General features: G+C 61.5%; 20 protein-coding genes. 6 read left to right on the plus strand and 14 right to left on the minus strand.

Going from position 1 to position 22,515, the window contains the following annotated elements; genetic code table 11:
* Positions 1-75 precede the first annotated feature (75 nt).
* The 3 genes from ACTRWG_RS11285 to ACTRWG_RS11295 are packed head-to-tail and all read left to right on the plus strand — an operon-like array spanning position 76 to position 5,818.
* On the plus strand, positions 76-2,262 hold the full coding sequence (locus tag ACTRWG_RS11285; RefSeq protein WP_036797408.1) for an efflux RND transporter periplasmic adaptor subunit: 2,187 nt from the start codon (positions 76-78) through the stop codon (positions 2,260-2,262).
* A complete protein-coding gene (locus ACTRWG_RS11290) occupies positions 2,262-5,441 on the plus strand; it encodes an efflux RND transporter permease subunit (protein ID WP_027236580.1) in 3,180 nt (1,059 codons plus the stop codon). The genes ACTRWG_RS11285 and ACTRWG_RS11290 overlap by 1 nt, the downstream gene beginning before the upstream one ends.
* 35 nt (positions 5,442-5,476) lie before the next feature.
* Complete coding sequence (locus ACTRWG_RS11295) at positions 5,477-5,818, plus strand: copper-binding protein (RefSeq protein ID WP_027236579.1); 342 nt, start codon at positions 5,477-5,479, stop codon at positions 5,816-5,818.
* 204 nt (positions 5,819-6,022) lie between these two features.
* Here the strand turns inward: ACTRWG_RS11295 and ACTRWG_RS11300 are convergent, their stop codons facing one another.
* Positions 6,023-6,706, minus strand: a complete 684-nt coding sequence (locus ACTRWG_RS11300) for a hypothetical protein (RefSeq protein ID WP_027236578.1) — start codon at positions 6,704-6,706, stop codon at positions 6,023-6,025.
* Between the two features lie 217 nt (positions 6,707-6,923).
* Positions 6,924-7,349, minus strand: a complete 426-nt coding sequence (locus ACTRWG_RS11305) for a MerR family DNA-binding protein (RefSeq protein WP_027236577.1) — start codon at positions 7,347-7,349, stop codon at positions 6,924-6,926.
* 77 nt (positions 7,350-7,426) lie between these two features.
* Between ACTRWG_RS11305 and ACTRWG_RS11310 the strand changes: the two genes are divergently transcribed.
* Together ACTRWG_RS11310 and ACTRWG_RS11315 are read left to right on the plus strand one after the other, a co-directional pair.
* Positions 7,427-8,455, plus strand: coding sequence for a lysylphosphatidylglycerol synthase transmembrane domain-containing protein (locus ACTRWG_RS11310; protein ID WP_027236576.1), 1,029 nt, complete (start codon positions 7,427-7,429; stop codon positions 8,453-8,455).
* Positions 8,442-9,725, plus strand: coding sequence for an MFS transporter (locus ACTRWG_RS11315; protein ID WP_027236575.1), 1,284 nt, complete (start codon positions 8,442-8,444; stop codon positions 9,723-9,725). The genes ACTRWG_RS11310 and ACTRWG_RS11315 overlap by 14 nt, the downstream gene beginning before the upstream one ends.
* Before the next feature lie 40 nt (positions 9,726-9,765).
* Here the strand turns inward: ACTRWG_RS11315 and ACTRWG_RS11320 are convergent, their stop codons facing one another.
* From ACTRWG_RS11320 to ACTRWG_RS11360, 9 genes are all read right to left on the minus strand, one after another.
* Positions 9,766-10,206 (minus strand): c-type cytochrome, encoded by a 441-nt coding sequence (locus tag ACTRWG_RS11320; RefSeq protein WP_027236574.1) that lies wholly within the window; start codon positions 10,204-10,206, stop codon positions 9,766-9,768.
* Positions 10,203-11,498, minus strand: coding sequence for an ABC transporter ATP-binding protein (locus ACTRWG_RS11325; RefSeq protein ID WP_193747987.1), 1,296 nt, complete (start codon positions 11,496-11,498; stop codon positions 10,203-10,205). Before ACTRWG_RS11325 ends, ACTRWG_RS11320 begins: the two co-directional genes overlap by 4 nt.
* A 100-nt stretch (positions 11,499-11,598) precedes the next feature.
* Positions 11,599-12,294, minus strand: a complete 696-nt coding sequence (locus ACTRWG_RS11330; RefSeq protein WP_027236573.1) for a copper-binding protein — start codon at positions 12,292-12,294, stop codon at positions 11,599-11,601.
* Positions 12,295-12,335: 41 nt separating this feature from the next.
* Positions 12,336-13,694: a multicopper oxidase family protein gene (locus ACTRWG_RS11335; RefSeq protein WP_027236572.1), complete on the minus strand. Its 1,359-nt coding sequence runs from the start codon at positions 13,692-13,694 to the stop codon at positions 12,336-12,338.
* Between the two features lie 14 nt (positions 13,695-13,708).
* Positions 13,709-15,169, minus strand: coding sequence for a TolC family protein (locus tag ACTRWG_RS11340; RefSeq protein WP_027236571.1), 1,461 nt, complete (start codon positions 15,167-15,169; stop codon positions 13,709-13,711).
* Positions 15,169-15,393 carry a hypothetical protein gene (locus ACTRWG_RS11345; protein ID WP_051357810.1) on the minus strand — a complete coding sequence of 75 codons (225 nt, stop codon included), beginning with the start codon at positions 15,391-15,393 and terminating at the stop codon, positions 15,169-15,171. The genes ACTRWG_RS11340 and ACTRWG_RS11345 overlap by 1 nt, the downstream gene beginning before the upstream one ends.
* Positions 15,394-15,475: 82 nt before the next feature.
* A complete protein-coding gene (locus ACTRWG_RS11350; RefSeq protein ID WP_152612217.1) occupies positions 15,476-15,868 on the minus strand; it encodes a hypothetical protein in 393 nt (130 codons plus the stop codon).
* 609 nt (positions 15,869-16,477) lie between these two features.
* On the minus strand, positions 16,478-16,879 hold the full coding sequence (gene cueR / locus ACTRWG_RS11355) for a Cu(I)-responsive transcriptional regulator (protein WP_027236569.1): 402 nt from the start codon (positions 16,877-16,879) through the stop codon (positions 16,478-16,480).
* 23 nt (positions 16,880-16,902) lie between these two features.
* Positions 16,903-19,413, minus strand: coding sequence for a heavy metal translocating P-type ATPase (locus ACTRWG_RS11360; protein ID WP_027236568.1), 2,511 nt, complete (start codon positions 19,411-19,413; stop codon positions 16,903-16,905).
* 179 nt (positions 19,414-19,592) lie between these two features.
* On the opposite strand from ACTRWG_RS11360, the gene ACTRWG_RS11365 reads away from it, so the two are divergent.
* A complete protein-coding gene (locus ACTRWG_RS11365; protein WP_027236567.1) occupies positions 19,593-19,790 on the plus strand; it encodes a cation transporter in 198 nt (65 codons plus the stop codon).
* Between the two features lie 183 nt (positions 19,791-19,973).
* Here the strand turns inward: ACTRWG_RS11365 and petA are convergent, their stop codons facing one another.
* From petA to ACTRWG_RS11380, 3 genes are all read right to left on the minus strand, one after another.
* Positions 19,974-20,522 carry a ubiquinol-cytochrome c reductase iron-sulfur subunit gene (gene petA, locus ACTRWG_RS11370; protein ID WP_036797405.1) on the minus strand — a complete coding sequence of 183 codons (549 nt, stop codon included), beginning with the start codon at positions 20,520-20,522 and terminating at the stop codon, positions 19,974-19,976.
* 319 nt (positions 20,523-20,841) lie between these two features.
* Positions 20,842-21,132 carry a DUF2933 domain-containing protein gene (locus ACTRWG_RS11375; RefSeq protein WP_082023084.1) on the minus strand — a complete coding sequence of 97 codons (291 nt, stop codon included), beginning with the start codon at positions 21,130-21,132 and terminating at the stop codon, positions 20,842-20,844.
* 20 nt (positions 21,133-21,152) lie between these two features.
* Positions 21,153-22,514, minus strand: coding sequence for an APC family permease (locus tag ACTRWG_RS11380; protein ID WP_051357809.1), 1,362 nt, complete (start codon positions 22,512-22,514; stop codon positions 21,153-21,155).
* Position 22,515: the final 1 nt, after the last annotated feature.

Consider the following 22,515-nt stretch of genomic DNA (forward strand, 5'->3'; position numbering starts at 1 on the left):
GGCGGAGCTCATGAGACGCGCCGGTAATTTGTCAACTATGTAGGCTGCTTCGGGAAGATCAGCCTGGAGGATATCATGCGCGGACGTTACACAGCGCTCAGCATCCTTGCCCTTGCCGCAGGAACGGTGGGCGGGGTTCTTCTGGAACGGACATATCTCAACCTCACTGAAAGCCCGACCTCGGGCGACCCGGAGATCCTGTACTGGGTTGCTCCGATGGATCCGAACTACCGGCGCGACGAGCCCGGGAAATCGCCGATGGGCATGGACCTGATCCCTGTCTATGCCGGCCATGAGCCCGCAGGTGATCCCGCTGAAGTGTCGCTCTCACCGGCCGAGGTCAACGCAATCGGTGTACGCACCGCTGTTTCACGGATGTCGGACATATCGTCGAGGATAGAGACCGTCGGCTTCGTGCGGTACGACGAGCATCGCACGAGCCATGTCCATACCCGTGCAGACGGGTGGATTGAGAAACTAAAAACCCGAGCCATCGGCGATCGCGTGCTCAAAGGCGATGTCCTGTTCGAGATGTTCTCGCCAGTGATCAGCGCGGCGACCGGAGATTTGGTCCGCGCGGTCAAGGCCGGAGACGCCAGGATCCTCGACGCCGCCCGGAACAAGCTTCTTAGCCACGGCATGTCGGAGGCTCAGATTGCGGAGATCGAAGCTAGCGGCGAGCTTGCACGGACTATCAGGATCGAAGCTCCGCAAGACGGCGTCGTGATCTCGCTTTCGGCTGCCGATGGCATGTACCTTCAGCCGGGAACGCTTGCAGTTTCACTTAGCGACTTGAAAACTGTCTGGCTGATCGTTGACGTATTCGAGCGGGACATCGCGCGGCTCAGCGAAGACATGCGCGCGGTCGCCCGCTTCGAGCATCTGGCCGGGCGCACGTTCGAAGGCGAAATCGATTATATCTATCCCGAACTCGACCCCAAAACCCGCACGCTGCCGGTTCGGCTAAAGTTCGACAACTCTGCGGGGCTTTTGCGGCCCAACATGTTTGGAACCGTCAGTCTTGTTCCGTCCCGGACACGAACAGCGCTGACCGTGCCGTCCGAGGCGGTCATCCGGACCGGTTCGGCCGAGCGCGTGATTCTGAAGACCGGTGAAGGAACCTTCAAACCGCGGCTGGTTACATCCGGCCTGCGCGACAGTTTCGGTGAGGGCGGCCGGACTGAAATCGTACAAGGGCTCGCGCCGGGTGAGGAAGTCGTCGCGTCGGCGCAGTTCCTGATTGACAGCGAAAGCGCGCTCAGCGCCGGTCTAATGCGCATGGCGCCAACAGACGAAGAGCCCGCGCACGGCGCTGGCAGGCTTGTCACGCTGGACCACGAAACCCGGCTGGCGACGATCAAGCACGGCCCCCTCGACAGCCTCGACTGGCCGGCAATGACCTCCGTTTTCCCAGTGCGGGCAGATGTGCCGCTTGATCATCTGGCCGAAGATTCCGGGATCGCTTTCACGGTTGCCCGGGGCGCGGATAACCTTCTTGCACTGATAGAGATCGGTGCCGATGACGGGATTGCCGCCACGGGGACTGGCACGATCCACGAGGTGAACCCGGACGGCACACTGACCGTGTCGCACGATCCGATTCCGGCGCTTGGCTGGCCCGAAATGGAAATGGAGTTCGAGGTGGCCGGGCTGGATCCCGAGGCGGTCGTTCTGGACAGACCAGTCGAGTTCGATCTGGCCAAGAACGACGCGGGCATGTTCAGCATTATCGCGGTCCGGGAAAAAGCTGCCACTGCGGCGCCGGCGTCCGGGAAAACCGAGATGGCGGCAGCGGCACCAATCGTCGTCAGCGGCACCATCGACGCCGTCGACCCCGCTGAACGCACGGCGACGATAAGCCATGCCCCGATGACCGAACTCGGGATGCCCGGCATGACGATGGACTTTCCCATCTCCGAGGAGCTGGAACCGGCGGCATTGGCCACTGGGACCGAGATGACCCTAACCTTTGCCCGACCCGACGGGATGACGCTGGTGCTGGCGAATGCCGAACCTGTCATCGCCCCGATGAAAGTCGCAGGCACCATCAACTCGGCGGATCCGGAGCGGGGCATGGTGAACATCACCCATGACGCCATGACCGAGATCGGGATGCCGGGAATGACCATGGATTTCGCGGTGGATGAGACCCTGGATCAGGCAACCCTGCCGATCGGCGAGAGAGTAGGCCTTCTGTTCCGCCGTAACCCCGATTTCTCGCTGACGCTGGTCGGCATCACAGCTGTGCCGGAGGTGAGCTAATGATACCCGCTATCATCCGTCTTTCCCTGGTCAACCGGTTCATGATCCTTGCGCTTGCTGTGATGATCGGAATTGCCGGGGTATGGGCGATCCGCGAAACCCCGGTGGATGCCATCCCCGACCTTTCGGACGTCCAAGTGATCATCCGCACCCCATACCCTGGGCAAGCGCCGCAGGTTGTCGAGGACCAGATCACCTACCCGCTTGCCACCGCGATGCTTGCCGTCCCTGGCGCTAGCGATGTGCGCGGCTTCTCGTTCTTCGGCGACAGCTATGTCTACATTGTCTTCGAGGACGGCACCGACCTTTACTGGGCGCGGACCCGCGTCCTGGAATACCTCGGGCAAATCGCATCCCGCCTGCCTGAAGAAGTGTCTCCGCAGCTGGGCCCCGACGCGACCGGCGTTGGCTGGATCTACCAGTACGCACTGATCGACCGGAGCGGAAACCACGATCTGGCACAGCTCCGGACCTTGCAAGATTGGTTTTTGAAGTACGAACTGCAGACCGTCGATGGCGTGTCAGAAGTCGCCACCATCGGCGGTATGGTCCGTCAGTACCAAGTCGTGGTCGACCCGGACAAGCTGCGTGCCTACGACATCACACTTCCGCAACTGCGGGGCGCCATTCAGGCAGCGAACCGGGAAACCGGCGGCAGTGTCATTGAAATGGGCGAAGCCGAGTTCATGGTGCGCTCGACCGGTTATGTCGATGAACTGGCGGATCTCGCTCGCGCACCTCTAATGGTGAACGAGCGAGGCGCGGCAGTCACACTTGGAGATGTCGCCGATATCCGCTTTGGCCCAGAGCTTCGCCGCGGCGTTGGCGAATTCGGCGGAGAAGGCGACGCCGTGGGGGGCGTCGTGATCCTGCGCTGGGGCGGCAACGCGCTTGCCACGATCAAAAACGTCGAGGAGCGGATTGAGCAGATCCGCCCGAACCTGCCTGAAGGCGTCGAGTTGGTGACTACCTACAGCCGCGCTGGCGTCATCGAGCGCGCTATTGACAACCTGCAGGACAAGCTGACCGAGGAGTTCATCGTCGTCGTGCTCGTTTGTGCGGCGTTCCTGCTGCACTTGCGCTCGGCGCTGGTGATCCTGCTGTCTCTGCCTCTCGGGATCTTCGCGGCCTTCATTGTCATGAAACTGCAGGGCGTTAATGCCAACATCATGTCTCTGGGCGGCATAGCCATTGCCATCGGCGCCATGGTGGACGCAGCGATCGTGATGATCGAGGCAATGCACCGCAGGCTGGAACGGGAAAAGCTGACCGATCAGAACCGATGGCGAATCGTCGGCGAATGCGCGTCCGAAGTGGGGCCTGCACTGTTCTATTCTCTGGCGATCATCACTGTAAGCTTCCTCCCGGTCTTCGTGCTGGAAAGCCAGGAAGGCAGGCTTTTCAAACCGCTGGCCTTTACCAAGACCTACGCTATGGCCGCGGCGGCGATCCTGTCGATTACTCTGGTTCCGGTCCTGATGGGGTACTTCGTGCGCGGGCGGATTATGCCGGAACACAAAAACCCGCTTAACCGCATGGTGATCTGGGCCTATCGCCCGTTTCTCGACGCCGCGGTTGCCTGGCCCTGGGCAACAACGCTGCTGTCGGTGGCGCTGGTCGCCTCGATGTGGTGGCCGCTTCAGCGGATAGGCACCGAATTCATGCCGGAACTCAACGAGGGCGACTTCCTCTATATGCCGTCTCTGTATCCGGGCGTGTCCATCGGCAAGGCGCGCGAGATCCTGCAGCAGACAGACCGGCTGATCGCAACGGTGCCCGAGGTGAAGACGGTCCACGGCAAGCTGGGCCGCGCCGAGTCGGCGACCGATCCCGCGCCCCTGACAATGATCGAGACAACAATCCAGTTGAAGCCGGAGTCCGAATGGCGGCCGGGAATGACGATGGAACGGATCCGCGAGGAACTCGACCGCACGGTTCAGGTGCCGGGGGTGACAAACGTTTGGATTCAGCCGATCAAGAACCGGATCGACATGCTGGCGACCGGTATCAAGACCCCTGTGGGGGTGAAGATATCGGGTGCGGATCTCTCTGTCATCGAAGGGATCGGGGTTGAAATCGAACGTGCCGTGACCGGGATCGAGGGCACGGCATCGGCCTATGCCGAACGGCCCGTGGGCGGGCGTTTCATCGAAATCGATGTCAACCGCGAAGCCGCCGCGCGTTACCTGATGAGCGTGCGTGACGTTCAGGATGTCGTGCAGACAGCGATCGGGGGCATGCAGGTCTCGGAAACGGTCGAGGGCCTCGAACGCTTCCCGATCAACCTGCGCTATCCGCAGGAATGGCGAAACAGCCCTGAACGCCTTCAGGGTCTGCCGGTTGTGACTCCCTCGGGGGCGCACATCCCCCTTGGTGCCCTTGCCGAGGTCCGCATCGTTGACGGCCCGGGCATGATCCGGTCCGAAAACGCCCGGCGCACCGGCTTCGTCTTCATCGACATCGCTGGCCGAGACCTTGGCAGCTACGTGACTGAGGCACGCGCCCGCGTCGCGGATGAGGTAGCGCTCCCGCCAGGTTACTCTATCACCTGGTCGGGCCAGTACGAATACATTCAGCGGATGCAAGAGCGGTTGACACTGGTGGCACCTGCCACACTTCTGCTCATCACGCTGATGCTGTTCCTGGCATTCAACCGCGTGATCGAGGTGGGCATCATCCTTGCCGCGCTGCCAGTGGCTCTGGCAGGCGGGGTCTGGTTCCTGTGGTACCTCAGCTTCGACATTTCAGTCGCCGTGCTGGTGGGTTTCATTGCGCTGGCCGGTGTCGCCGTCGAAACTGCGATCGTGATGCTCCTGTATCTCAACCTGGCTTGGGAAAAGAGGAAGAAACTTGCGATCTCGGAAAACCGAAGCCTGACGCCATTCGACATCGAGGAGTCCGTGTTCGAAGGGGCACTGCTGCGCGTCCGTCCCAAGGTGATGACGGTTGCGACGATTTTCGCCGGCCTGATCCCGATCATGTACGGCCACGGCACCGGATCGGAAATCATGCAGCGCATTGCGGCGCCGATGGTCGGAGGCATGGTCACGGCGACGCTGCTGACGCTCTTCGTCATCCCCGCAATCTTCGTCATCTGGAAGCGGTTGGCCTTGCGGCGCGTCAATCGTGAGATCAGCGCCCCTCCAGCAGCAGACGAAGCGGCCGTTCCGGCCGAATGAAACGCACCAAATTCTGACCCATGAGAGGAAAACCAATGAAGAACCTCACCTTCTCCAGCATTGTCCTGGCCTTCTGCGCCAGCGGTGCTTTCGCGCAAACAACCCACGGCATGGATCACTCCGGCATGCACATGAGCGAGAGCCAGATCGAGGGTGCAGTACACGCCACCGCCGTCCTCAACGCGATCAGCGAGGGTTCCGCAAATGTCAGCCACGACCCGATTCCCGAAATCGGCTGGCCCGGCATGACGATGGACCTGCCACTGCAGGCCGGCGCGCAGATCATGGGAGACGTCGCACCCGGCGACAAAGTCACCCTTATGCTGTTCAAGGGCGCTGACGGAATGTACGCAATCGGTGCCATCATGCCGAATTGACCGGCGCGGCATTGAAGCCGCGCCAGAAGCCCCGAAATTCCGGTTTCGGGGCATGAACGCCGCGCCGCTGATCCGCTGCCACAGGCAAACTCGGGGCGGGTCACTCATCAAGCGCGGCGTTCACATTTGCGGCGGCGCTGCCAGCCGTTGCAGTATTGCCCGCCACCGCCCGGGCCCGCCCCGCCCGCCATAGCGCCACGGGTCTCATCCGCTGCAGATCCAAACCGATTGCAGATTCATGATCACCGCTGCGGCACCCGTCAAAGCAAGCGTGAATATTGCGAAGAAAACCAGCGCAAGCAGGATCGGCCCGAGCTTGCCCGGCAGCTTGCATACCAAGCCGCGCAGCCATTCCCATCGCCTGGAGCACCTTTCAAGACTGCTGTCGATCACTGTTGCGTATAGGGGCAAGGCGCTGACCAGCGTCGCGTAAAGGTAAACACCGGAAATGTTCTCAAAGAAGGCGGACCGGACAAGTGTGGGCCCAACCACCTGCAACGCCTGCCAGTGATCCCCTCCGAACGAGCCGAACCAGTCAGCCGAAATGAAATATATTACTCCATGCAACAGGACGAAAATGACGACCCTTGCAGGCAGGTCGATCAGGAGGATACGGGCCTGCATGGCTGCTTCACGCTGCTTGGCGGTACTTACGGCAAAAAGAAAGAAGCTCACGTAGTTGACGGCAAATACAACAGGTACACCATTTGTCACGACCTGCCGCAGAAACCGGCTGAACGCGGGCCCACTTTCCAAAAGCAATGCCCCGAAGCCCGGCGTGAGGGCGATATAGAGCAGCAGTAGCGGAAACAGGCCTGCACAACTGACAACCAATGTGTTGCGGACAAATTTCCAGGCAGGCATATTGATGCTGAAGTATGTATTCATTGCACAGCGCATTGCCACCCATTCCGGCACGAAGCCGATGGGCGGCGCTCATAGTCCTCAAAACGTTTTGTTCTACCAGTTAGGTTATCCGTCAACATATTCAGGAAAGGGCGGGCAGAGAACGGCATTGACGAAAGCACTCATCCGCTGCGGCAGCGAAGCTGCTTCCGTCCCTGACAGCCAGTTATCATACCATCGTCATCAACTTGTACTCTTGTCAGGAAGTGCCTCCTGAGTTCTCAGCACTCTCAATCGCCTCGAGGATCGCGCAGTCCGCAAGACTTCCCTTTCCAGGGCAAGCACCAAGGAGGCGGTCAAGCGAATCCCGGATGCGGATTAAACCTTCGATTTTGGCCTGAACTTCGCCGCGCTTGGCTTTTGCCTGCGCCTGCACGTCCTTACAGCTCGCGCCGGGCGCTTCCAGAAGCGCGAGCAGGCCGGCGGTCTCTGCCAGCGAAAAGCCGAGCCGCTTGGCCCCCGCAATGAACCTGAGCCGCTGCAGCGTTCCGCCGCCATAGTCCCGCGGACCGCCAGCGGTTGGCCGCGGCGGCTGGCGGATCAACCCCTTGCGCTCATAGAAACGGATAGTTTCCACTCCGATCCCCGCCGAACGAGCGGCTTTTCCAATCGTCAGAGTTGCCATGGCAGCCTCCTCTCAGGATCAACCATTGACTCCGTACCATGATACAGAGGGTAGCATATCCGGCAAGCGGGATTTGCATGGGACCTTTCATCAAACGCTGGCTTCTTCCTGTCTTGGGTGCAGCACTGGCGCTCTGGCTGATCTTCCGGCTGTACGGGAGCCTTGACTTCGCACGCTTCCTTGACGGGCTGCGCCAGGCCAACCCGGTTTGGCTATCTGTGCTGGCGGCCACGATCCTGCTTGAACAGGTATTAAGCGGCTGGAAGTGGCGGCAAATCCTCTTTGATGTGAAACCGGTCGGTTCGTTGCCACTGACAGGTGCGCTGCTCGCTGGGTACGGCGTGAACGTGCTTGTACCGCTGGGCGTCAGCCCGCTGGTGCGGGCCTGGCTGGTCGCGCGCCTGCACGGGTTAAAAATGGCCACGGTGCTTTCGACAGCAGTCATCGCCAGGTTTCTCGACGGAGTCGTGTTCGCGCTTTTTGCCGGAGCGGTGGCTGCCGCAGGGCGCATTCCGCAGATTGAGGGGGATCTGCGCCTCGGTCTTAGCGTTGCGGGTGCCTTGAATCTGCTGCTCTTCGGCGGGCTGCTCTGGGTGCTCTTTCGTTTCCGTGACCTCTTCAACCGCGAGGAACCGCTGATCTGCCGTCTCTTCGACTGGATCACCGAACGCATGGGCGCGAGCGGTCCGGGGCTGCGGGCATCGCTAGGCGCGGGCATCGTCTGGCCAAGGGCGCGCGCGCGGCGCATCGCGGCTATCATCGCGGCCGTCGCGGGCAAGCTGGTGGCGGCGACGCATTTCCTTTGGGCGGGACTTGCGGTGGGAGTGCTCCTGAGGCCCTGGGACTACCTCTTTCTGATGGTATTCTCAGGCTTTGCCATGGTCCTCGGGCGGTTCGTGCGGATCCCGGCGGGCTTTGTGTTCGGTGCGGGCTTTGCGCTCAAGGCGCTTGGGGTTGCTGACGAGCCTGCGCTTCTGATGATCCTTTTCAGCTATATCCTCACGATTATTCTTGTGGTCGGCATCGGGCTTGTTGTGCTTTGGCAATCGGGTCTCGACATCCGCCATGCCCGTGTAAAGGCGGAGACAGGCAATGCCGGGCCATGAAGCGCAAGAAGCCGTACGCCGGCGGGGGTTCTGGCGGATTGCCGGTGCGGGCGCGGCTTTTCAGGGCGGATCCGCGGCAGTGGACAGCGCAACAGTTGTAGCCAGCCTGACCCACATGCTGACAGGCAGCGCGCTGGCCGTCGGCTATGCCAGCGCCGTGCTGCGGCTGGGATGGCTTCTGCCGCAGCTGCCGGTGGGATACCTCGCCGAACGCGCCAAGCGCAGGATGCCGTTCTATGTTTTTGGTGCTTTTGGCCGGGCTGCAGCAGCCGGAGCCATCGCGCTTCTGCTCTGGCGTGGAGCGGATTGGCCGCAAGTTGACTGGCCGCCGGAGCCGCTCGCCGCTGGCTTTCTTGCGCTCTGGACGGCCTATGCTTTTGTCAGCGGCGTCGTTGCGGTTCCGTACAACGATATCGTAGGGCGTGCGATCCCCTCCAACCGCCGCAGCCGGATGCTGGCGTGGCGGTTTTTCGGTGGCGGGCTGCTCGCCATCGCCGCCGCGGGGGCGCTGCGTCTGGCCCTCGAAGTGATGCCCCCGTTGCAGGCCTATGCGTTCATGTTTGCGCTGGGTTCGGCGCTGATGTTCCTATCCTCAGCACTGTTTGTCTCGGCCGGAGAGCCGCCTTCATCGCCCGGCAGGCGTCCCGCCGTCCGGAGCGCGGGAGCGGCTGACTTTCTGCGCGAGGGGCTGGTCACCTTCCGGCAGAACCGCGCGTTCCGCCTGTTTCTGATCTTTCACTGGCTTGGCTCCGCCACGCTGATGGCGCTGCCCTTCTACATCGTAGCTGCACGTGAAAGCGGGATCGGGCTGGCCGGGGTTGGCACGCTCCTGGCCGCGCAGACCGCAGGAGCACTGGTCTCGAACCCGCTTTGGGGCCGCATCGGCGACGGCATGGGCAAACTGCCATTATTGTGGTGCGTGACGTTCCTCCGCCTCATGGCGCCCGCCCTCATGCTTGCCCTGCTCGCCGCCGGAGCGGGAATTTTGGGCTTTGCGGCGCTTTATCTTGTCATCGGCGCAATGATGAATGGCGTGACCATCAGCTACCTGAGCTTTCTCATGGAAATCTCGCCCGATGACCGGCGTCCCGCCTATTCAGCGTGGTTCAACACCTTCGCTGCACCTGCCGCCCTCTCACCCCTGCTGGGCGCCATCCTCGCCAGCCTGATCGCCACGCCCGCGGTTTTTGCGGCGGCCATCACCGCCGCTCTTGCGCAGTTTGCGGTGCTTAAACAACTTGACCGGCTGGCCGGGGAGGCCGCACCTTGATCCCACATCCACATTGCCTCTGACCTGGCCATCCGGCGAATTAATTTATGCCGTTGGCACGCTGCAGCTCCCGCACGTACTGGGTGATGCCTTTGACGTCGCCATCGGTCAGCCCCTGCTGAGCAGGCATGCTTCCGAAATCCCAGTGATGCGCGCGCACGCCGTTGCGGACTGCGAGCAAGAAGGCGGCGTCGCCATGGTGCGAAGGTTCATAGATCTTGTGGACCAGCGGCGGCCCCATGCCGTTGCGGCCCGCGGCATTGTCACCGTGGCAGTCGGCGCAGACCGCGTCAAAGGCGCGCTTGCCGATCTTTGCGGCCTCACTCAGGTCCGGCGGCAGCTGAACCTCGGCGAGCGGGGCGCCGGGCTCCGGAACGGCGCGCTGCGCAGTTGCATCGTTGCCGCCGGCGCTGCTGTAGACGAAATAGGCCGCCGCCGCTGCCACGGCTGCGGCCGCGAGGATGGCGAGAATCTTATTCATGAGGGTCTCTTTCTTTCATAGGTGAATGAATTGCCGTGAGCCGGGTTCGGGCCATACTGATGCTGGCTGGCCTCCGCCGGTCCGGGCTCCCCGCGGGAGCCGGATGCGAAGGCGCGGATCTCTTGGTAGCGGATCCGCACATCCTCGCTTTGCTGATAGAAACGGAAAAGATCCTTTAGCGGCGAAGAAAACTCCTTGTGTGCCGACAGCATCGCCACAAGCGCGCCCAGCGAAACCCGCTCCTGCAGCACGAAATAGCCGCCCAAGGAGTAGAACAGGAACGGGGTCAGGGCGGTCAGGAAGTTGTTGATCGCCTTGGCCAGGAACTTCAGCCGGTGGATTTGCAGCCGCAGGTCCTGCAGCTGCCGGAAACTGCGCGCAACCGGCAGCGCGCCCTGCCCCGAAGCCCGCATGTCCCGGTCCAGATTCTCACCCAGCAGGCGCATCTCGCGGATCCGTTTGCGGGACACCGCATTCACCCGCCGCTGCAGCTGCGGCACGATGATCAGCTGCAGCGGAAGCACCGTCAGGGCGGCCGCCGCAAGGATCGGGTCCTGCACAAACATGAACAGAAGGATCGTCGCCAGCGTCCCGCCCTGCAGCAGCGGGACGGTCAGCAGTTCAGAGGCAAAGCCGCCGACAGGTTCAACCTCGGGTCCAAGAACCGGCATGATGGCAGGCTGGCGCTGCGCGGGCTGATCCTGCCTCCACTGGCGGTAGACAGCAAGCCGCAGCCGGCGCACGAAGCTTTCAGCCACCCGGCCCTTGCGGATGTTCAGCCAGTATTTGTTGAGCCCGTTGAGCGAAATCGCGACCAGATAGCCGCCGCAGAGCAGAAACAGCAGCGAGACCTGCGAGACCTCGAAGCTCAGGACCGGAATCGCGGCGTCTCCGCTTTCGAAGACCCGGTTCACGATCTGCTTTGGCAATTCCAGGGTCAGGTAAAGGATCGGCATCGCGCTGAGGCTGAGCAGAACTAGGACCGTCTGCTGCTTACCGGTCGTGCGCAGGATATGGCGTGGCAGTCCCGGCTCCAGACCGCCTGCCGGTAACTGGGGTGGCGTAAACGGTGCCGCCCGCCGCAGAAAACGCTGGCGCAGCAGCCAGGCGGCCTGACCTGCCAGGGTCAGCACAAGCAGCGCGGGCGCCAGCACCAGAACCAGATGCATCACCGGGTGCAGCCATCCGGGCGCGGTATCATCATACCAGAACCCGAAAGCGCCCGCGGCGTCGTGTGTGAGAGAATGCAGATCCAGCATCGCGGGAATGATTGCCTGTTGTCTGATGTTCACCAGCGGCGCCGAAAAGTAAGTGTTTTTCTGCTCCTGGGCGCTGGCTGGGACCGCTGGGGTTTGAAAAAGGCGGAGGCCGGCGGGCGGCCTCCGCCACCGGTTATTTCAGGGCGGTCAGGGTCAGTTTGCCTTTGACCCGTTCGGCGACGAATTCGATGGCGTCGCCGGCTTTCAGCTGCTCCAGCATCGTGTCATCGGCGACCCGGAACACCATGGTCATCGCCGGCATGTCCAGATCCACAAGCTCCTCATGGATGATGGTGACCTTGCCGGACTTGGGATCGACCTTCTTGACCGTTCCCGCGGTGAAGGTGCCGCCGCTGCCTTCGAGCACGGCAACCGGGCCGTGCATGCCGGATTCGTAGTGGCCGGGGATCAGGCAGGCGAACTCGAAGGTGCCGGCGTTGGAGAAGGTCCAGACCACTTCGCCGCTGGCGCCCGGGTCCAGACGCACCGAGTTCGGGTCGTCATGCTCCATCTCCATCTTGGCCATCAGCTCCTTGTGGTGGACATTGCGCTCTGCCGTGTCCAGCACGAACTCATGCTCCAGCTCGCCGGCGTTGGTGATCACGAATTTCACCGTCTCGCCCTTGGCAAAGGAAAAGCTCGACGGCTCAAACAGCATCTCGCCGTCATCGGTTTCCTTCATGGTCACGGCGACTTCCCGGTCCGCATGGGCGGCATCGCCGGGCTTGCCCACTTCCATGCCGCCATGGCCGCCGCCGTGGGTGCCGCCAGCAAGGGCCGGCGCAGCGGATAGAGCTCCAATCAGGGCTGCGGAAAGGATCTTGTTCATGTCTGTCTCCTCGTGAGGTTTGGGTGGGTGCCTGAGGCCGTTCAGCCTTTGGCGGTTGGTTTTGGGGTAATGCGGGTCTGCGCGTCTTCGGCGCGGGCAAAGTCCGGCAGTTCGCCGGTCCACTCATAGGCCTGGGTGCCGGGCGGGTTCTCGTACCAGCCGGGGTCGCTGTAGTCGTTTGCATCGATGCCTTCGCGCACCTTCACGACCGAGAACATGCCGCCCATCTCCAGCGGCCCGTACGGGCCCCAGCCAGCCATCATCGGCACGGTATTGTCGGGCAGCGGCATCGACATCTCGCCCATGTCGGCCATGCCGGCGGTGCCCATCGGCATGTATTCGGGCTGCAGATTGCGGATCTGGCCCGTCAGCTTGCGCTTGTCGGTGCCGATGAAGGTCGGGACGTCATGGCCCATCGCGTTCATCGTGTGGTGCGACTTGTGGCAGTGGATCGCCCAGTCGCCCGGATGCACCGCGTCGAACTCATAGGCGCGCATGGCGCCGACGGGAATGTCGATCGACACCTCCGGCCAGCGTGCGCTTTCGGGCACCCAGCCGCCATCAGTGCAGGTGACTTCGAAATCATAACCATGCATGTGGATCGGGTGGTTGGTCATGGTCAGGTTGCCGGTCCTGACCCGTACCCGGTCGCCCTGGTTCACAACCAGCGGGTCGATGTCCGGGAAGATCCGGCTATTCCAGCACCACAGGTTGAAGTCCGTCATCTCCATCACCCGCGGCACATAGGAGCCTGGGTCGATGTCGAAGGCGTTGAGCATGATCAGGAAGTCCCGGTCCACCCGCATGAAATCCGGGTCCTTGGGATGCACGATGAACATGCCCATCATCCCCATCGCCATCTGCACCATCTCATCCGCGTGCGGGTGGTACATGAAGGTGCCGGATTTGATCAGGTCGAACTCGTAGACAAAGGTCTTGCCCGGCGGGATGCCTGGGTGGCTGAGGCCGCCGACCCCGTCCATGCCCGAGGGCAGGATCATCCCGTGCCAATGCACCGAGGTATGTTCGGGCAGCTTGTTGGTCACGAAGATCCGCACCCGGTCGCCCTCCACCGCCTCGATGGTGGGGCCGGTGGACTGGCCGTTATAGCCCCACAGATGCGCGATCATGCCGTCGGCCAGCTCCCGCTCGACCGGTTCGGCGACCAAGTGGAATTCCTTCACCCCGTTGTTCATCCGGAACGGCAGCGTCCAGCCGTTCAGGGTGACCACGGGGTTGTAGTCCGGCCCGGTGGAGGGCGACAGCGGCGGCTGGGTTGCCGCGCTGTCCATGCTGGCGGCTTCGGGCAGGCCCATGTTCACGGTCTTGCCCCAGGCCTGGCTGGACACCAGCGCAGCACCCGCGGCGCCGGCCCCAAGCAGTTGACGTCTGTTCATCATGTCATGTGATCCTTTCAATGGCCTGCGCCGCCGCCCGCGGCGATTTCCACGCTTCCGCCCTGCGGGGCTGAGCCGGAACCGCCGCCGTAAATCGCGGCGCTGACATTTGCCTGAGCCAGCCAGAAGTCGCGCTTGGCGTTGGCCGCTTCCAGCGAGCTTGCCAGTTTTTCACGCACATCGGTCAGCAGTTCGAAGGTATTGGTGATCATGCCATTATAGCTGAGAAGCCCTTCTTCCTCGATCGACTTGCGCAGGGGCACCAGCACGTCCCGGTAGTGGCGCGCGATCTCATAGGAGGAGTGATATGCTAGCTCAGCACTGCGGGCCTCCGAGCGGACATTCACCGCCCGTTCCGCCAACGTATTGGCCGCCTGCATGTAGGAGAGTTCAGCCTTGCGCATCCGCGCCTTGCCGGTGTCGAATACTGGAATTGCGAACTCCAGCTCCAGTTGCGGCAGGGTTTCGGTGTGGGTTTCCCCGTCCTCGCGCTCGCGCTCTGCCTCGGCACCGGCAATCAGCTCCAGGTCGGTGACAAGCCGGGTCCGGTCGGTCAGGCCAAAAGCGCGGGCCTGCGCTTCCAGCCCGAGCTTGGCGACTTTCAGGTCAACCCGGTTCCGCAATGCCGCCGTCTCGATCGACGAAACCCGCGGCAGGGACTTTGGCAGCGGCGGCAGCGCATCCGGCACATAGTAATTGGCATCGCTGCCCCACAGGCCCATCAGCCGGGTCAGCTCCTCCTTGGCGAGCTTTGCCTCCAGCCGGGCGCGGGCTACTTGCCCCGCAAGCTCTGCATTAAAGGCAAACTCCCGCGCCTGTCCCGCCTTGTTCAGCGCACCTGTCTTGCCCAGCTGGCTGGCCAGCTCCGCCCCCGCTGCCGCTGTTCCGCTGGCCTGGCGCAGATAGCTCAGCCGCTCAAAGGCGGCCACCGCATTGATCCAAGCCTGCCGGGTCTGCCCCGCCAGCGCCAGAGTATCGTTCACCGCGTTCAGCTGGGCCTGCTGAAACTGCGCCTCAGCCACGGCGATGCGCTGCTTGCGGGTCTTCACGTCCAGCAGGTTCACAGCGATGGTGGATTCCAGCGCCCGGTACAGGCCCAGCTCCGGTGCGCCGATCCCCATCAGGCCGATCGAAACCACCGGGTTTTCCGGTGTCATCTGCTGCCAGGCCTCTGCTGCTGAAAGGCCAACCGCAGCGTAAGACGCCTGCAGCCCCTTGTTGTTCAAGAGCGCAGCCTGCACCGCGGTATCGGCAGAGATCGTCTTGCCCTGCACCAGCTGCCGGACCTCTTTGGCCAGCGCCTCATTCTGGGCCTGTGTCTGGGCGAAGGCCGTGCGCTTGCCAATGGCGGCAGAGGTCTGGCGGGCGACTTCCTGAAACCCGGCCTGCGGGCTGGTGTATTTCTCCGGCACCGCAGCCGAGCAGGCGGCCAGCACCAGGGGCGGCGCCAGAAGGACGCGCCAAGTTTTTGCCGTCATCAGTGGTTCTCCTGCTGCTGCTCGTTGACACCACGCCAGGAGGCGGGGCCGCTAGGCTCGTAGTTTTCAAACCCCTTGAGGGGAGACTGGTACTTTAAGGAACGGTATGGACCGGAAGGTGCGGCGGCAGTTTGCAAGGCTGCGGTATCGGGCAGTGCCGCCGGTGTCCTGGCGCACGCCCCCAGCAGCAGGGCGCCCGCCCCGGCCAGAAAAAGAGACTTCATGTGGTTTTCCTGAGAAAAATCTGTAGAAATTCTGTGCTAGAGCACAGAACAGATTCAATGACCGCTGTGGCGGTTCAGGATCTCAGGTTCTTGGAGGACGCAAGACCTTGACCTGGTCCTGTGAGGGAAGCTGGGCGGAAGCCATTACCCAGCGGATAGGCTGCTGAACAAAGGTTGAATCCGGCTGCAGAGAAATCACCGCAACGGCCATACAGGCGCCTGCGCAGCAGTTTCCGGTATCAGCAGCGTTCCAGGGAGCGACCGGTCCATCGTGTGCGCTGGTATGGGAAGCGTCGTATGCCGCGCCTGAGATGGCCGCATCGGCGTGGCTGCCCCCACTATGAGAAACTACCGCACTACCGTGATGGCCAGCGAGGGAATGCGCGGCGGACGGAAGCGCAAATCCCAGCGAAAGGATCACTGCAAATGCAGCAGCCACCCTGATCAGCCGGAAGATATGTGCCAGAAACGCCATTCCGGTATTTCTCCTGACAGGACCGGCCCGCGTCAAGACGGCAATGATGCATGCAGCGCACAAATTTGCGTGCCCCTAAGGAAATTCTGGATTTTGCGCAACATTCCGCCAATGCATGCATTGCTTCCAGCAAACCTTCCCGCGCGGGAGGGGTGGCCGAAACCGGAAACACTTGAGAACCAAAAGTTGAGTGAAAGGCGCGAATCATACCGCAGAAATCTGTCAGCTTTCGGAGACTGTGCATGCCTCGACGACACACACATAAGATCATGCAAAATGTGGCCTAACCGGCTTGCTTTCAAGCTAGCTTCAAGGTGGTAAGCCCTGTCTGCCAGCGGCTGGAGACAAGGCCGGCTTCGATCACTACTCTACAGAAAATTTAGCTGGAGTGAGCTGCGCAGCAAATTTGACATGCATTTCGAGGACTAATGCCGGGTGTACCCTAAGTTGGCTTGATTGCTGCTGCATGACTGAAGTAATTTCCGCACTGATCACAGGCCTAAGACCGGTAGGCAGTAGTCTGGCGCATGACAGGCTTTATAACCCTTGCGGTCCTGTGGGCCCATCACTAGTGCCCGCGTTTTAGCGCGGGACGCCATTTGATTTTGTTCATAAGTTGTGAGCGGGGCCGTTGCTGAGCGTTTTCAGGATCGGGCAATCGGGCCGATGGTCGCCAGAGCATTGCTCAACAAGGTACCTGAGCGTGTCTCGCATGGCTTTCAGACCTGATATTTTTGCGTCGATCTCTTGCAGATTTTGTTCCGCAACGCGTTTTACTTCGGCGCTGGTGCGGGACTCGTCATCATAAAGCGCCAGTAGGTCACGGCAGTCCTCAATCGTGAACCCAAGTGATCGGGCCCGACCGATAAATTCAAGACGGTGCAGTTCTCTCTCTTCGAATTCGCGATATCCATTGCGACCGCGCGTGGGTTTGACTAATCCGATATCCTCATAATATCGGATGGTTTTGGCCGGCACACCTGACCGTTCTGCAACATCCCCGATATTCATGCTGTTTCTCCCTTCGGTCGGCCTTATTCAGCTGGCGCGGACTGCAATGCGGCTTTCGGTCCTCTGATTTCCACATGGTGCTTTCCTGCCGCTGGCTTAATCCAGCGCAGGCGCAACGCATTGGTCAGAACAAATACGCTGGACAGCGCCATAGCGCCTGCTGCTAGCACCGGTGACAACAACGGCCCGCCGAAAGGGTATAGCACCCCCGCCGCGACCGGGATCAGCAGCGTATTGTAGCCGAACGCCCAGAACAGGTTTTCCCGGATGTTGCGCATGGTGCCCTGGCTGACCGCAAAGGCGTTGACAACTCCATTGAGGTCACCGGACATCAACACGACATCGGCGGTCTCAATAGCCACATCGGTTCCAGTGCCGATAGCGATACCTACGTCCGCAGCAGCAAGGGCCGGTGCATCATTGATACCGTCCCCGACAAAGGCCAGCTTGCCGCCATCCGCACGCAGGTTGTTGAGCGCAGCAACTTTGCCTTCTGGCAGCACTTCGGCAACCACATGGTCAATCCCGAGATCGTCGGCGATCGCTTGGGCCGTCACGGCGTTGTCGCCGGTGATCATAGCAACCTTGAGGCCCATCCTGTGCAGCACCTCAATGGCACCAGGCGTTGTCGGCTTGACCGGATCGGCCACGGCAATCACCGCGGCAATCTGTCCGTCAACAGCAGCGTAAAGCGGTGTCTTGCCCTTGCTGGCCAGCGAACCGCTTTTCCCGGCCAGCGCACCAAGATCCACGCCTTCGCGTTCCATAAACCGGTCCGCGCCGATCAGCACCTGACGGCCTCCAACCGATGCCTGGACGCCAAAGCCGGTGATCGAGTCAAAGCTGTCGGCGTCCGGCAGCTTGATCTCCCGCGCTTCCGCTGCTGCAACGATAGCCTTGGCAATTGGATGCTCCGAACTTTGTTCCACGGCGGCGACCAGCCGCAGCACCTCATCTTCGGTCTGGCCCCCGGCCAGGATCAGGTCAGTCAATTCCGGCCGGCCAGCGGTAAGCGTGCCGGTCTTGTCGAGCGCAACCACCGTGCTTTCCTGCAGCAGCTGCAGCGCATCTCCCTTGCGGAACAGCACGCCCATTTCGGCGGCACGGCCGGTTCCAACCATGATTGAGGTCGGTGTCGCAAGGCCCATTGCACAGGGGCAGGCGATAATCAGTACCGCCACCCCTGCGACCAAAGCGAGGCTGAGCGCGGGCTCGGGGCCAAACAGAAACCAGACAGCGACGGTCAATGTCGCAACCGCTATTACGGCGGGCACGAACCAGGTGGTAATCCGGTCCACCAGCCCCTGGATCGGAAGCTTCGCGCCCTGCGCCTGCTCGACCATCCGAATAATCTGAGCCAGCATCGTATCACTGCCCACCTTCGCCGCCTGGAAGGTCAAAGCGCCGGTCCCGTTCACAGTGGCACCTACGAGCTCGGAGCCTTCGGTTTTCTGCACTGGAATGGGCTCACCTGTGATCATGCTTTCATCGACATAGGAGGAGCCGCTCAAAACCACCCCATCGACCGCGATCTTTTCGCCCGGTCGCACGTGGATGATATCGCCCACAGCAATGTCTTCGACCGCGCGCTCCTCAATTTCGCCGCCACGCTCAACCCGTGCGGTTTTCGCCTGCAGCCCGACAAGTTTACGGATCGCCTCGCCCGTGCGGCCCTTGGCCCGGGCTTCCAGCAGCCGACCCAGCAGGATCAGCACGACGATCACTGCGGCGGCCTCGTAATAGACATTGGCCGTCCCCGAAGGCAGCCATGAGGGCGCGAAAGTCGACACCAGCGAGAACCCGTAGGCCGCCGATGTGCCCAGCGCCACCAGCGAATTCATGTCAGGCGCGCCTTTGAGGAGGGCCGGAAAGCCCTTGGTGTAGAATTGCAGGCCCGGCCCGAACAGGACGATTGTGGTCAACAGGAATTGCAGGAAATAGCTGGTCTGCATTCCGATTGCGCCCGCTACGAATTCATGCATGCCTGGAATCACATGGCTGCCCATCTCGATCAGGAACACCGGCAGGGCAAGAACGGCCGCAAAGAGCGTCCGCCGGGCCAGTTGCCGGGTTTCCTCAGCTTTGCGCTTTTCTGCGTTGTTCTGCACACTTGATTTCGGCTGCGCGGGATACCCAGCTGCCGTAGCCAGCGCTGCAAGTTCGGCAGGTGTCGTGGCGCCTGCTGCAAACCGCACCGTCGCGGTTTCAGTGGCCAGGTTGACGGCGGCGTCCAAAACCCCCGCTCCCTCCTTCAGTGCCCGTTCCACGCGGCCGACACAGGAGGCGCAGGTCATGTTTTGGACTTCCAGTGTGGCTTCATCGGTCACGGCGGGATATCCGGCCTCCTTCAGCACTGCAGCCAGGCCAGCGGCAGAGAGCGACCCGTCGTGGCTGACCTGCGCAGTCTCGTTCGCGAGATTGACCGTGGCACCAGTGACTTCGGGCAAGGCCTGCAGCGCGCGTTCCACGCGTCCCACGCAGGATGCGCAGCTCATGCCTTCAACTTGGAACCGGACTGTTTCGTTCTGTGTCATTTCATCACCAAAGCTGGTTGTTTGCAGCAACATGGGACTTCCAGTTACTGGAAGGTCAAGGGTCATTCCCCTTTCCTGCTTGAAAATAGTTTCATCAGGCGATTGACAGTGCATTGCCCGCTTGACCTTCCCGTGCGGTAACCCGGTAACACCAGGCATGGAACCAAGGAGAACCAAGCATGATCACATTTAAGGTCAACGACATGAGCTGCGGCCATTGCAAATCGGCAATTGAGAAGGCAGTCACCAACCTGGACAGCAGCGCGACGCTGGAGTTTGATATGGAGGCGCGGAAAGTCCGGATCGAAAGCAAAGCTGCTCGTGAGAGCATCCAGGCAGCGCTCAAAGAGGAAGGCTACGCGTCCGAAGTTTGCTGACACTGTTCAAGGGTGCCGCTAATGGCGGCACCCTTGTTTCTGGCTCGGGACACCTTTTTCCCGCGTTCCCGCTGCCGGGCAAGCCATGGTTTCGCCAGCGGCTTCCGGGCAGCCATCAGTCCTTCGACAGTTCCGTTGCCCTTCGCGCAGCAGGCAAAGGCACCACAGCAGAATTCCGCGGCATCAGCCGATCTTCACCAGCGTGTCGGTAACAAATTCGTAGGTCGGCACATCCAGGTTGCGCGGAGCCGGGCCCTTTCGGATACGGCCGGAAGTATCATAGTGCGAGCCGTGACAGGGGCAAAACCATCCCCCGTATCCGCCAGTCGGATCGCCACCTCCCTGGCCTAACGGGATACAGCCCAAGTGGGTACACACGCCAACCACTATCAGCCACTCGGGCTTCTGAACCCGATCGGCGTCCAGTTCCGGATCTATCAGCGTTTCTGCATCATCCGCGCGGGCCTGAGCAATCCGGGCTTCGGTCCGGTGATCGATGAAAACGGGTTTGCCTTTCCATTTCAACGTGATCCGGCTGCCAGGCTCGACACCCTCAAGATCGACCTGCACAACCGAAAGCGCCGAGACATCGGCACTCGGGTTCATGCTGTCGATCAGTGGCCAAATGGCGGCTCCAGCGGCCACGGCTGCGGTACCTCCTGTAGCATAGTAGAGGATGTCGCGCCGGGTGCCAGGGCCGGAATGTTCCGGATGGTCATTGTCCTGTACCATTGTCAATCTCCCTTCCCTTTGAGTGACAGCCGGGCGATCCTCAGCGGCCGTGTCCAACTGCCATAGTGCCCCCCTCTCCAGTCCCTTTTGTGCTTCGATTGGCTTCGCCTTGGTGACGCATCGTGCTCATCCTTGGTTTGGGTATGGCAATTTTCGAAAGAACTTCCGCTTACCTACAAGATGCCGTGAGACGGCACCCATCCAGCCGCCCTTCCATCCCAGGCGGAAGCTCAAGACAGTCCGGCACACCGCCCCCGTTGGCCCGGAAGCAAAGGAGCGCTTCAAAAAATTGCCCCGATACAGCGCCCCGAGATGGCCATTAGGATGTATCGCCGGGCCCAACTGTGCCCTCTTCTTCCTTTTCGCGCCTTCCGGAGCTGTGTGTCCCAACGTGGCCACGGTGCCCCCGGTGCATCAAGAAATGCATTACCAGGCAGGCAACTAAAAGTGAGGCCGGCGACAATATAAGCGGCAATACGAATTCACGGTATTCCCATCCCATTACAATTGCGCCAAGGGCAAGTGACCCAGCCAATGGCCCCCATTTGCGCCAGATGGATGGCTTCCGGGTGTTTCGAACGATGCTATCCTGTCCGGTTTCTCTACTCATTGCAGTCTCCTTTCATCTACCTATTCAGTTGGCTGCCGGTGCTGGCTGTGTACGCCAGACGTGTTGTCCCGTTGCCCTTCCCGGGCAAGAAACAGCCGCTCAGCCAGCAGCACCGCGATGATCACGGCTAGAGCAATCAGCACAATCATTGGATCCGACTGCCACTTGATCACTGAAAATGCCGCCAGAACCGCCGCGTCGAGAGCCAATGCTGTCAGCAGGATCCAGCCGCGCACTTCGATCTTGCGCCGCAAGTTCCGCCAGACGCCCCAATGCACTGCCATATCCATGACCAGATAGAAGAACGCCCCCAGCGAGGCGATGCGCCCAAGGTCAAACAGCACGGTCAATGCACCGGCAACAAACACGGTATAAATCAGCATGTGCGACCGGATGGAGCCGGACATGCCGAAATGGCTGTGCGGGATCATCTCCATGTCGGTCAGCATGGTGAGCATGCGGGAAACGGCGAAGATGCTGGCTATCAGCCCCGACGCAGTTGCCACCATAGCCAGTGCCACGGTCAGGTAGAATCCAACCTGCCCGAGCACCGGGCCCGCGGCCTCGGCAAGGGCGTAATCCTGCGCTGCGCGGATCTCCTCTGTGCTGAGGCTGGCGCCGACAGCCAAAGCCACCAGCAGATACACTGCGGTACAAATGGCGATTGAGATCAGGATGGTCCTGCCGACATTGCGGTGCGGATCGGTGATTTCAGCACCGCTGTTGGTTATCGTGGTGAAACCCTTGAACGCCAGGATGGACAGGGCCACCGAGGCTGCGAAGCCCAGTCCGCTGGTTTCTGCACCGCCGTTCCCTGATTGCCATTCACCGCCGCTGGCCCAGAGTGCCGCAATGCCGAACAACGCGATCCCTGCGATCTTTATGGCGGACATCACGATTGACCAGCGCCCGACAGAACGGTTTCCGGAAACATTGACCATATACGCGAAGATGATCAGCGCCACGCCGATCAACGGCACCAACGGTCCGCCATCGATACCGAAAGGCCGAAGCGCGTAAGTCGCAAAGGTGCGCGCCACCAGGCTTTCGTTGATCACCATCGACAGCGCCATGAGAACCGAGGCCGCAGCCGCCACCGTACCCGGACCATATGCCTTGGTCAGGATCATCGCGATTCCGCCGGCGGAGGGCCAGGCGTTGGACATCGCAATATAGCTGTAGGCGCTGAACATCGTGACCAGCGCACCTGCGGCGAACGACAGAGGGAACCAGGACCCGGCCAACCCCGCAATCTGTCCCGTCAACGCAAAGATACCGGCCCCGATCATCACGCCGGTGCCCATGGCGACAGCCCCGGTCAGAGAAATCGAGCCGGACCTGTAGTCCGCGGCCTGGGCATGTCCTTCACTTTCCTCGCTCATC

The sequence above is a fragment of the Leisingera sp. G5_S3_59_S7 genome (assembly GCF_054968485.1).